This is a genomic window from Legionella sp. 39-23 (genome assembly GCF_001897665.1).
In the GTDB taxonomy this organism is placed as follows: domain Bacteria; phylum Pseudomonadota; class Gammaproteobacteria; order Legionellales; family Legionellaceae; genus Legionella; species Legionella steelei.
Map to the genome: position 1 here is coordinate 1 of NZ_MKTO01000003.1, position 12,803 is coordinate 12,803.

The following is a 12,803-nucleotide window of genomic DNA, read 5'->3' on the forward strand; positions in this document are numbered from 1 at the left end:
TTAATGGAAATCTCATCAATGTCATGGTCTTATTTTGGGGGGAAAGGTCATTTCCATTATCTGTCTCTAATATAGACTTGGGGATATTCCACATGGAGGCAAATTTTGAATTACAATCAATGATCTTGTTATGCAAATCGATCACTAAAATTCCATCAGCAGATGATTCAAATGTTGACCTTAAGAGGGATAATGATTGTTGTAATGATTCTGTGCGCTCCTCAACAGTTTCTTGCAGTATCTTTTGATGATGCTTGGAATCATTGGCCAAAATCCATTTTCTCGTTAGCGCACAGGCAAGTTGTCTTACTGCGACCACGTCAAAAGGTTTTTTCAAAATAAGATAATTATCTCCCATACCTAATTCTTTTACTGTTTCCTCCCAACTGTAATCAGAATATGCAGTGCAAATGACGACCTGGATATCAGGATCAATCTTCCACATGTGTTTTATTGTTTCAATACCATCCCATCCTGGAGGCATTCTTATATCGACAAAGGCTAAAGCATAATGTATTCCTTTGTCTAACTCTTCGCGAATTTTTTGAATCGCTTCTTGGCCTTGGCATGCTGTAGTAAATATAAATTTGGGCAAAAAGAATTCTATCTCGGGACTAGTTGGTTCAAGTAAAGAGAGCTCATCATCAAATAATTGTCTGTCTAAATGGTTTAATTCTGACGTAGTGTTTGATGCAGTCAAAACTTTAATAAAGTCCTGATGTATTGAAGGATTATCATCAATAATCATAATATGTAGTGGTATATCACTCATCAGGGCCTCCCTGTTCTATTGATAATAGGTAAAGTCAATATAAATTGAGCACCAAGTCCCTCACCTTTGCTTTCAGCGATAAGAGAGCCACCCATTTCTCGAGCTGACAAGGCGGAACTGTGCAAGCCAAAACCATGGCCATTTTTTTTTGTAGTGAATCCGAAAGCGAAGATACGTTGTAAGTTTTCCGTATTAATGCCAATCCCATTATCTTCGACAAAAATGTTCACTGAGTTTTTTCCTGTTTTTTGTATGATTAATTTGATTTCTTTAATAGTAGACGCAGTGTTTTCTAAAACTGATTCTTTGGCATTTTGAATGAGATTGATCAATATTTGCAGTAGCTTGGATTTATCTATATGAACCAACGGTACTGGTTTAAACTCTTTAGTAATCGTAATATGAGCATTTTTTGAGGAGTTCATGGTAATGTTTACCGCGGTATCAAGTATTTCTGGCAAGTAGACTTTTTCATTCATACTTGATAGACCGCTAATTGGTTTTTGCGTATCAACTATTTGACCTATATGCTGTAAGTCATTCTGTAGATTATCTATTTCAATATTATTTTTTTCATTTTCTTCTACGATAACTTTGGCAAGTGCGAGCAGGTATCGAGGTATGATTTGCCCCTTGGGATCATGGGTTAAAAAATCGATTAAATCGATTTGATGTTGCTCCATCATCTCCGTAATTTTCAATAACTTTTGATGATAATCGAGATTAAAACTGTTTTTTAAAAGGGTGATTGAAACATTAGAACTGTTTAAAATATTACCGATATTGTGCAAAATAGTCGTTGCCACTTCCGCCATTCCTGCGCGGCGGGCAGCAGACGATATTTGTTGATTTAATTCTTTAATTTTTTCTTCAAAAACTTTACTTTTATGGATATCAATGACGATTCCAGCAAGCTGTTTTTCCCCTTCCTGACACTGACAAATTATGCGATACCAATGGTAATTTCCGTCAGGGTTTTTTATACGCAGTTCACATTCATAATCGATTTTATCGTTAAGTGCGCGTTTTACTTTGTGTGTCAAATCAAATCTGTCCTGTTCATGGACCAAATCGATAAACTCATCGAGTGAAGGAGCTTTATGAGTAGGATTTAAATGGAATATATTGAATAATTCATTGGACCAGATAGTGCGCTGAATATTGCCATCATAGGACCAATATCCTAAGCCTGCAATATGTTGGGCATATTCAAGTTTTTCATTCAGGCCCATCATTTCTCGGGAGGAAATGTTCATACTGCGCTCGTGCAAATAACGTTCTTGATCCGCGTCTATGTATGCGTTGTTGACGCGTTGAATAAAAGTATGCCACTGCTCATCAGTTTCTGGTTTTTTATCTTGAGCAAGGTTTGAGTGCTCTAGCTGTCGCTTTAATAATTTATGAATTTCCATATCACTCATAGTTATGTTTTATTATGTTTCGTAAATTGTTGTAATCGTCATTGTTTGATTATGTAATTCGCAATTTCCAACAGAAAATGGTGATAATTCCCCATATGAATAAAAGCCTATCTGGGTCGAACCCTCAGGCAAAGCCGACATCGTTGATTCGATTTCTTCTTCTGTTCGTTCACCTAAAAGCAGTCGTCTTCCCACGCAACTGATGTCAATAGCTAAAACAGGACCCAATTGTTTTAAGTTACCGTTCAGCATTAATTGATTTGCTAGAAGAGCTGCTTCATTAGCACTATCAATTAATCGATCAAAATTGGCCCTCATCAATTGAGCATGCCATCCTGTTGGAATATCTCCTGCAAATACCAGAGATTGTTCTCTCTCATCCACGGCAAGAATTGTACGAACCAAGCGAGTGTCATTATGAGCTTCAGGATTATTGATTGCTAAAGGATAAAGCAATCCTGAAGAGGGTAATTCAGATGCTTTTTCGCCCAAGTATTCTTTATAAAGTTGTAAAGCAGGTTGATAATCAAGCTCATATAAAACATTAGATTCTGAACGTGTAACCCGGCGAACTGGACCAAAAATATCCCATCCTCCTTTAGAGGCATGGCCAATATGAATATCAGAACCATAAAAACCTACGGCTACGACATAATGATCAAGAATTTTATTGTTTAAAACGGTCCATGTTTTTTTGAAGTCGCTGCCATCACCAGCTAATCCACCGGTCATAACAAGCTTATGAGTATTATTTACGCTATTTAATCCTTGTACTAATTCAGAGCCATTCACATTCAGTCCGTCAGATAAGATAAAGATGCTGTGTAGATCATCTGCTTTTAATTGCTCAGCAATTAATTGCCCCGTATTTTTAGAGTTTTTATTGTGATTTACCTCTGCTTTGGCAATTTTTAATGATGTTTTGGCGAATTTGATGACAGCAACTGTAATACTGTGGTCGAAAAGATTCTTACCAAAAATTTCACCCGCAGTGGAGCAGCCTATGACTTTTGATTTGGGATAAAAGTTAGCTAATTGAATTATAGGCTCTTGAAAATCCAAGAATTCTGGAGCTGCAAAAATAAGAACTAAAGTGCTCTCTGAGTCAAGGTCTGGAAATTCTTTCAAGCTCCATCCTTTATTCATAAGGAATTGAAAGGTTTTTATTTCCATATTGTCTCCTGAGCGAAATATGACCGTAAAAAGAAGTATTTTTAATTAGTATAGTGTTAATTTTGGTTTTTTTCTTGAGCAAGTTGGCTGTGTTTTGGTGTGCAAATACGATTGACGTGCTTCCAGCTAGATTTTTTTGCTACCCTCATGAAAATTCGCTATGATGAATTTCTTTATGTTGGCTCAAGGAACGTAGTTTTTATGGAAGGAGAAAGGTCACCTACTAAGAAAAATAAAACGGTGATTTCTAAACGTTGGCGCGAGCGTTACCCAGCAGACAATTGGTTAGGGCTGCTCATTATCTGTATTGCTTTGGTTGCAGCGCTATGGCTTTATATTGTCACTAAAAAAACAAAAAATACAGCGCCAAAACCTATCCCTGTTGTTGCAGACATTTCTGCTAGTCGTGATGTACCTATTTATGCTCCAGCACTCGGTACAGTAACACCAGTTTATACTGTGACGGTGCAAACTCAAATCAATGGCTTATTAATGAAAGTTCTTTTTAAGGAAGGGCAATTGGTCAAAAAAGGACAGCTACTTGCGCAAATTGATCAGCGCCCTTATGAAGCATTACTTATCCAATATGAAGGCGATCTTAAACGAGATTCAGCGCTGTTGGCTAATGCACGAATTGACTTAAAACGTTATCAAAAATTATGGAAAGAAGATTCTATTTCTCAACAAACCCTCGCAACGCAGCAATCATTGGTAGAACAATATGAAGGTAATGTTAAAGCCGATTTGGGCCTGATTCAGAGCACTAAAGTCAATCTTATCTACTGTAATATTACGTCGCCAATAGATGGACGGATTGGTTTGCGCTTAGTTGATCCCGGTAATTTTGTGCAAACGTCAAATACCCAAGGTATTGCAGTGATCACGACCAATGATCCCATTACCGTCATTTTCCCTGTTGCTGAAGATTATGTACCACGAATTGCACCACAGGCCTATGCTGGCAAAGAGATGCAAGTGAAAGTTTATGATCGACAACAGAATAATTTACTTGGAATAGGAACATTATTGGCTTTGGACAACCAGATAAGCACAACTACTGGAACAGTAAGGCTGAGAGGGATTTTTAATAATGAAAAAAACAAATTATTTCCTAATCAATTTGTGAATGTAAAAATTTTAATTGAAATATTGCACCAAGCGACCGTTGTACCCACTGCGGCGATACAACATTCAACTGCGAAAGATTTTGTGTATGTGATTCATGCAAACAATACAGTCACCACTCAAGAGGTGGTCAAGGGGCCTACTAGTGGTGAGTATTCTGTAATCAAAAGTGGTTTGTTACCAGGCCAAAAAGTGGTAGTAAATGGTGCTGATAAATTAATAAATGGCTCAACAGTACTGGTCAAAAAAGAGCCTGCCAGTAAGCCAGTTCAAAATGCAGGTAATAGCTCTCTTTCAAAGCCCACTGCAGTCGAGTTTCGAAAAAGGTCTAATGAATCGAGAGCGCGCACTATCACATGAGTATTTCAGGCCCATTTATCGCAAGAGCTATAGCCACTTCGCTGTTAATGTTCGCTATTTTTCTTAGTGGAGTTCTTTCTTACAAACTCTTGCCTGTATCCGCTTTACCTGATGTGGAATATCCGACAATTCAAGTATCAACGTTTTATCCTGGGGCGAGTCCCTATGTGATGAGTACCACGGTTACTGCACCACTTGAGCGACAATTTGGACAAATGCCAGGTTTGGATCAAATGACCTCAAACAGTTCATATGGCTCGTCGATTATTACCTTACAGTTTAAACTGGATATCTCGTTAGATGTTGCTGAACAAGAGGTTCAACAATCCATCAACGCAGCGAGTAGTTATTTACCTGCTGATTTACCAAATCCCCCAGTTTATAGCAAAGTAAATCCAGCAGATACACCCATTATTACTTTAGCGCTCACTTCAAAGACAATACCTTTAACAAAAGTCGAAGATTATGCTGAGACGCGCTTAGTTCCCAAGATTTCTCAATTAAGCGGAGTAGGATTAGTGAGTTTGGGAGGAGGGCATAGACCTGCCGTACGCATTCAAGCGAATCCTAATGCATTATCCGCTTATGGATTAACTCTAGAAGATGTGCGTGCGATTGTTACAGCTTCTAACGTGAACACAGCAAAAGGAAGTTTTTCTGGTCCTCGTTTGGCGTATACCATTAATTCAAATGATCAATTATTGACTGCAGAGGCGTACCGTCCGCTGATCATTTCCTATCAAAATGGTGCTCCAGTCCGTCTATCTGATGTTGCTAATGTCATAGATGGTGCAGAAAATAGCATGCAAGAAGCATGGATGAATAATGAGCCTGCAATTATTGTGAATGTCCAACGCCAGCCTGGTGCCAATGTGATTGAAGTGGCACAACGGGTCAAAAAATTATTAAATCAAATGAAGTCTGCAATTCCTGCTGGAATGGAAATTAAGGTCCTAACGGATCGTACTATTAGCATTCAGGCATCGGTAACAAATGTGCAATTCGAATTGCTTTTGTCTGTAGCATTAGTGGTTATGGTGATTTTCCTTTTCTTACGCAAATTACCTGCAACCATTATCCCCAGTATTTCGGTACCTTTGGCACTTGTAGGTACTTTGGGTCTAATGTACTTACTCGGATTTAGCCTTAACAACCTTACTTTAATGGGATTGACTATTGCTGCAGGTTTCGTGGTCGATGATGCGATTGTGATGATCGAAAACATCATGCGCTATATTGAACTGGGTGAAAAACCTTTAGTTGCTGCTCATAAAGGCGCAGAACAAATTGGGTTTACTATTATTTCTTTATCTATATCACTTATTGCGGTACTTATTCCTTTGTTGTTTATGGGCGATGTGGTCGGCAGGCTATTTCGAGAGTTCGCACTGACGTTAACTATAACGATTGCTATATCTGCGTTCGTTTCTTTAACGTTGACACCTATGTTGTGTTCGCGCATTTTAAAGCCAGAAAGTGAAAGTAAAAGTAATGATTTGCAAAAATCTCTTGAGCACAAACTAAATTATCTTATTGAAAAATATAAAATTTCTTTACAATGGGTTTTGTCACGCCAACCGCTTATTTTATTGATTTTCTTTATTACTGTACTCATTACAGCGATTTTGTTATTTCTTATTCCCAAAGGATTTTTCCCTATTCAAGATACTGGGGTGATCCAAGGCATTTCTGTGGCAGCTGACTCGGTCTCATTTCAAGAAATGGCTAATCGTCAGAAAGCTTTAGCAAAAGCGGTACTTTCTGATCCAGCTGTAGAAAGCTTATCTTCCTTTATTGGAATTGATGGAACAAATATTACTTTAAATAGTGGGCGTATTCTTATTAATCTTAAACCTTTTGATGAACGACCCGGCGTAGACGAGGTGATAAGACGATTGCAATCTAAGGTTAGAAATGTGGTTGGTGCCAGATTGTATATGCAGCCAGTTCAGGATTTAACCATAGATACTTTAACGAGTCGTACTGAGTTTCAATACAGTGTGAATGGGCCTGATCTTGATGAAGTGACCAAGTGGTCAAAATTAATTCTAAAACGAATGCAAAAATTACCTGCACTGAAAGACGTCAACTCAGATCAACAAAATCTAGGTTTGGTTACGGAATTGGATGTGGACCGTGATACGGCATATCGGCTTGGAATCAGCATGCAAATGATTGATGATACGCTTTATGATTCTTTTGGTCAGCGACAAATATCGATTATGTTTACCCAGCGCAATCAATATCGGGTTGTATTAGAAGTTTTGCCTTCGCTACAAAAGGAAGCAGTCGCCTTTGATAATATTTATATCAATTCGACTGTCTATAATTCTACTCCGAGTATTTCTTCGATAAAGAATGCTTCTAGCCCTGGAATAAATTATCCGACGGTTAATTCATTAGGTGCCACGATTACTCCGGGTTCGGTATCATCATCTATAACTACTTCGAGTGGCTCAGTTCCTATAAAGACATTTGCGAGTGTCAAACAAACTGTAGGGCCATTAGTTATTGCACATAAAGACCAATTTCCAGCGGCAACACTTTCATTCAACCTTGCTAAAAATGGATCATTGGGCGCGGCAGTGCAACAAATGGATGAGATGAGGGACAACCTTAATTTACCACTGAGTATTACTGCGGAATTTCAAGGAACAGCAAAAAGCTTTCAAAATGCACTCGCGAATGAGGGATGGTTGATTCTTGCCGCAGTTATAGTGGTATACATTGTATTGGGCGTGCTTTACGAAAGCTATATCCATCCCTTAACTATTTTATCTACGCTGCCTTCAGCGACTATGGGCGCTTTATTGGCGTTATATCTGACAAATAATGAATTCAGTATTATTGCTTTGATCGCCATTATTTTATTAATTGGTATTGTATTAAAAAATGCCATTATGATGATTGACTTTGCGCTTGAGCAAGAGCGTGAATACAATAGAAAGCCCATAGATGCAATTTATGAAGCTGCATTATTACGTTTTAGACCCATTTTGATGACGACTATGGCTTCAATGCTCGGAGCAATTCCTTTAGCGTTTAGTAATGGCATCGGAGGGGAGTTACGACGTCCATTAGGTATTGCCATTATTGGTGGTCTAATCGTGAGTCAGTTAGTTACTTTGTACACAACCCCAATTATCTATCTAACTTTTGATAGAATGTCGCGCAAGGTAATGAGTTACCGCAGTGATAACCTCCATAAAGTGAGGGGGAACGGGTGAATTTATCCTCATTATTTATTCATAAACCTATAGGAACAATATTACTTGCATTCGGACTAAGTGTTGCGGGCATTCTCGCATTTAATCTTTTACCTGTGGCTCCTTTACCACAAATTGATTTTCCTACAATTACAGTTCAAGCACAGTTGCCAGGCGGAAGCCCTGAAGTCATGGCTACTTCTGTAGCCGCTCCTTTAGAGCGTCAAATCGGACTTATTGCTGGGATTACTCAGCTTACGTCATCAAGTACTTTAGGGCAGTCTATTATAACGGTGCAATTTGATTTATCGCGTGATATTGATGGCGCCGCGCGCGACATACAGGCAGCGATTAACGCATCGTTAAGCCAATTACCTACGAATTTGACCAATAACCCGACGTATCGCAAAGTAAATCCTGCTGACGCGCCGATTATGATTATCGCTTTGACTTCAGATAAAAAAACTCCAGGACAATTGTATGATGTAGCGTCTACCTTTTTACAACAAAAAATCCTGAGAAGTGAGGGAGTAGGGCAAGTGAACGTTGGTGGCAGCTCTTTGCCTGCTGTTCGTGTTGAAATCAATCCAACCGCGTTAAACAGTTATGGAATAGGATTGACGCAACTCGCTAATGCTATTGCTGCTGCGAATCTAAACCAAGCAAAAGGGCAAGTGCTTCAGGGTGGTTTGACATCAACAATTAAAAGTAATGATCAAATACTCAAAGCCGCAGGATATGCCCCGCTGATTATTAGTTATTTTAACAATCAACCGGTGCGGCTTTCTGATGTGGCTGATGTGATTGACTCAGTTGCTGATGTGCGTAATGCAGGTTTGGCTAATGGACAACCTGCAGTTTTACTGGTTTTATTTAAAGAACCAGGTCGCAATATAATTAAAACGGTTGACAACATAAAAGCGATGCTGCCACAACTTGAAGCGTCATTATCCAGTGACATTAAATTAAAAATTTTGATGGATAGAACAACAACAATTCGCACGTCCTTGCATGATGTGGAGTTTACCTTGCTTATTGCAATGTGTTTGGTAATTTTTGTTACCTATTTCTTTCTTGGCAGTATACGTGCCATGATGATTCCTGGAGTTGCTGTGCCATTATCGTTACTTGGCACGTTCGCTGTTATGAAATTGTTAAACTACAGTCTGGATAACTTATCCCTTATGGCATTAACCATTTCAACTGGCTTTGTAGTCGATGATGCTGTAGTTGTACTTGAAAATATTTCTCGTCATATTGCCATGGGTAAAAAACCTTTTAAGGCAGCTTTAGACGGCTCTAAGGAAATTAGTTTTACCGTATTATCCATCAGTATTTCTTTGGTCGCAGTATTTATTCCAATTTTGTTCATGGGGGGAATAGTTGGGCGCCTATTTCGTGAATTTGTGGTGACGCTTTCGGTGGCAATCGTGATCTCTATGATTGTTTCATTAACATTGACACCGATGATGTGTTCGCGAATGCTTGATTCAGATGAGGGTAAAAAAGAGCACTTTTTTATTCGCTTTAATGAGTACATTAGAATGCGCTATGCAAGGGGTTTGCGTTGGGCATTACACCATCCCATATTAATGCTTGTTCTCACTTTGGGCACTATCTTACTCACGGCTTATTTATTTATTATTATTCCAAAAGGATTTTTCCCGCAACAAAATACAGGCAGAATTGCAGGTTCATTACAGGCTGATCAAAATATTTCATTTGCTGCAATGAAGAAAAAATTAATCCAATTTGTTTCTGAAATACGTAAGGATCCGGCAGTAGAAAATGTTGCGGGTTTTATAGGGAGTGGTCCTGGTAATAATACAGCAAACACTGGATCTGTATTTATTATGATGAAGCCTTCTGTACTCACTAAAGAGACTACTGATCAGGTGAAGGATAGATTACGATCCGAGTTATCTCATATTTCTGGTGCAACACTCTATATGCAGGCAGCGCAGGATTTGACCCTGGGTGGCAGACAAAGTGCTGCTCAATTTCAATACACAGTGTCTGCTGATAACTTAAAGGATCTGGCGACTTGGACCCCGCGAATTATGGAAAATTTGTCCAAGCTACATGGCATTGTTGATTTGAACAATGACCAGCTCAATCATGGCTTACAGATATATGTTGATGTGGATCATGATACTGCGTCGCGTTTTGGTCTCACGCCAGAACAAATTGATAGGGTGCTCTATAACGCATTTGGGCAAAGCCAAATTTCAGTGATGTATATGCCCATGAACCAATATTATGTGGTGATGAATGTGGCACAGAAATATTGGCAATATCCTGAAGTGTTGGATGAAATTTATGTTATTTCACCGGATGGTAATGAAGTACCTTTATCTGCATTTGCAAGTTTCAAACAAGGAGCAACTTTGTTGTCTGTCAATCATCAAGGCCAGGCTCCTGCAGCAACGTTTTCATTTAATTTAGCCCCGGGAACCTCGTTAGGTGACGCGGTGACTAAGGTGACTAAAATTATTAATAATATGAACTTACCACCAACTATGCGTGGTTCCTTCCAGGGAACAGCTCAAGCATTTCAGGAATCTTTTGCAAATGAAAAATTTTTGATTATGAGTGCTATTTTCGCTGTTTATATTGTGTTGGGAATGCTGTATGAAAGCTTTATTCATCCAATCACTATTTTATCGACTTTACCATCGGCAGGTGTTGGCGCTTTACTCGCTTTAATGCTGTTCAAATCAGACTTAAGTATTATTGCGCTTATCGGGATGATCCTTCTTATTGGTATAGTGAAAAAAAATGCCATTATGATGATAGATTTTGCTTTAGACGCAGAGCGCAATGAAAATAAATCACCGCGCGAAGCGATTTTTGAGGCGGCGTTATTACGTTTCCGCCCAATTATGATGACAACTATGGCGGCTATATTGGGCGCTATGCCTTTAGTCATCGGCTTTGGTGTGGGTTCTGAATTACGCCGACCGCTTGGAATCGCGATTGTTGGTGGCTTAATCGTAAGTCAGTTATTAACACTATACACGACCCCAGTTATTTATTTAGCAATGGATACTGCTGGAAGACGTGCGCGCCATTTTATGAAACAATTTAAATTACGAGGTGCCTATGGCCACTCATAATCAATTAAAATTTCCATGCAGCCTGGGTGCAGCGCAGCGAAACACGGGTAGGTGGTGGCATAATACTCTCGGGTGCTGCTGCGCAGTACCTAGGCTACAGTTTTCTAAGAACTTCAGAATTTCTTTAATTCTAGTTCTGTTTTCTTTTTTACTGCCATCTTGTATGGTTGGTCCTAATTATGTGCCTCCAAAGCTTGTGGTGCCAACACAGTTCAAAGAAGCTAAAGGCAAAAAAGAAATCGGAGCTAAACGTAAAAATTGGAAGCCTATTCAGCCACAGGATAATATGGATCGTGGGCAATGGTGGAAAATTTTTAATGACCCGGTACTCAATGATCTGGAAAATCAGTTATATCATTACAACCAAAGTATTGTGAATGCCGAAGCAAATTTTCGTCAATCACTGGCCATTGTAGACCAAGCTCGCGCAAATCTATATCCGACAGTAGTAGGTGCATTTAGTTTATTCGAACAGCGACAAGCGGGGGGATCTACTTCAATTATCAGTACCTCAGGAACGACAGGGACTGCAACAACAAACATTGCGCCGGCAGCAACCACGACAACAATTTACACCTCATTCTTGAATGCAAGCTGGGAACCTGATCTTTGGGGGCTTGTGCGCCGAACCATCGAGGCAGATCTTTCTTTAGCAGAATCTAATGAAGCATTGATTGGAGTGACGCGTTTGTCGGCTCAAGGTGCTTTAGCACAATACTATTTTGAATTACGTACATTGGATAAAATTCAAAAGTATTTAGATGACACCGTGATTGCTTATAGAAAAGTCTTACAACTGACAAAAAATCAATATAAATCGGGGGTTGTCTCGCGCGCTAATGTGCTTCAAGCGCAAATTCAACTTGAATCAGCCCAAGCATCGGCCATTAACAACGGTATTTTACGCGGCCAATACGAACATGCAATTGCTGTATTAATGGGACGTCCTCCAGCTTATTTTTCTCTAAAACCTGTTATTATCAAATTGAAACCCCCCACGATTCCTGTGCAAGTACCTACTGCTTGGTTGGAGAGAAGACCTGATATTGCACAAGCTGAGCGTTTGGTTCAACAAGCAAGTGCCTTAATTGGAGTTGCCGTTGCTGCCTATTTCCCAACGTTAACTTTGACTGGAACTGTTAGTGCCGCAGGACACAGTTTTCATCAACTGTTTCATAAGCCGGCAATCAGTTGGTCTACTGGTCTGCAACTGGCAGAAACTATTTTTGATGGAGGTTATCGTTCAGCAGGAGTGATAGCCGCAAAAGAGCAATACATGGCTCAGGTCGCCAATTACCGTCAAGTAGTACTCACTGCTTTTCAAAACGTTGAGGATAATTTGATTTCATTGCGTCTTTTGGAAAAGCAAAGCATTGCTCAAGATAAAGAAGCTGCTGATGCGCTTCTTGCGCTCAAAATTGTTAAAAACCAATATAAAGCTGGAACTGTTCCTTATTCGAGTGTACTTACTGCGCAAATCAGTGCTCTGGCAGCAGAACAGGCAGCAACACAAGTAGACGGCCTGCAAATGTCTTCTGCAGTGGGATTGGTTAAGGCATTAGGAGGCGGTTGGGTTGCTAATGTAACGATGTTACCTAAGAAGTACAAGGCCCGACAAATTTGAAACCTG

The 12,803-nt window shown here is 39.4% G+C and carries 7 protein-coding genes; 4 read left to right on the plus strand and 3 right to left on the minus strand.

The annotated features are described in order from the left end of the window. The 3 genes from BGO44_RS01130 to BGO44_RS01140 form a co-directional block, all read right to left on the minus strand. The coding region (locus BGO44_RS01130) for a response regulator (RefSeq protein WP_286822647.1) at nt 1–772 on the minus strand (772 nt) is incomplete at its 3' end. Then, nucleotides 772–2,184, minus strand: coding sequence for a sensor histidine kinase (locus BGO44_RS01135; protein WP_273199638.1), 1,413 nt, complete (start codon nt 2,182–2,184; stop codon nt 772–774). The genes BGO44_RS01135 and BGO44_RS01130, both read right to left, overlap by 1 nt. Nucleotides 2,185–2,205: 21 nt before the next feature. Next, complete coding sequence (locus BGO44_RS01140; RefSeq protein WP_058510028.1) at nt 2,206–3,366, minus strand: FIST signal transduction protein; 1,161 nt, start codon at nt 3,364–3,366, stop codon at nt 2,206–2,208. A 201-nt stretch (nt 3,367–3,567) separates the two neighbouring features. On the opposite strand from BGO44_RS01140, the gene BGO44_RS01145 reads away from it, so the two are divergent. The 4 genes from BGO44_RS01145 (at nt 3,568) to BGO44_RS01160 (ending at nt 12,797) form a co-directional block, all read left to right on the plus strand. Further along, nucleotides 3,568–4,851 (plus strand): efflux RND transporter periplasmic adaptor subunit, encoded by a 1,284-nt coding sequence (locus BGO44_RS01145; protein ID WP_058510029.1) that lies wholly within the window; start codon nt 3,568–3,570, stop codon nt 4,849–4,851. Next, nucleotides 4,848–8,078 carry an efflux RND transporter permease subunit gene (locus BGO44_RS01150; protein ID WP_273199635.1) on the plus strand — a complete coding sequence of 1,077 codons (3,231 nt, stop codon included), beginning with the start codon at nt 4,848–4,850 and terminating at the stop codon, nt 8,076–8,078. The genes BGO44_RS01145 and BGO44_RS01150 overlap by 4 nt, the downstream gene beginning before the upstream one ends. Beyond that, nucleotides 8,075–11,173, plus strand: coding sequence for an efflux RND transporter permease subunit (locus tag BGO44_RS01155; protein ID WP_273199634.1), 3,099 nt, complete (start codon nt 8,075–8,077; stop codon nt 11,171–11,173). Before BGO44_RS01150 ends, BGO44_RS01155 begins: the two co-directional genes overlap by 4 nt. 136 nt (nt 11,174–11,309) lie before the next feature. Continuing rightward, nucleotides 11,310–12,797, plus strand: a complete 1,488-nt coding sequence (locus BGO44_RS01160) for an efflux transporter outer membrane subunit (protein WP_273199641.1) — start codon at nt 11,310–11,312, stop codon at nt 12,795–12,797. Nucleotides 12,798–12,803: the final 6 nt, after the last annotated feature.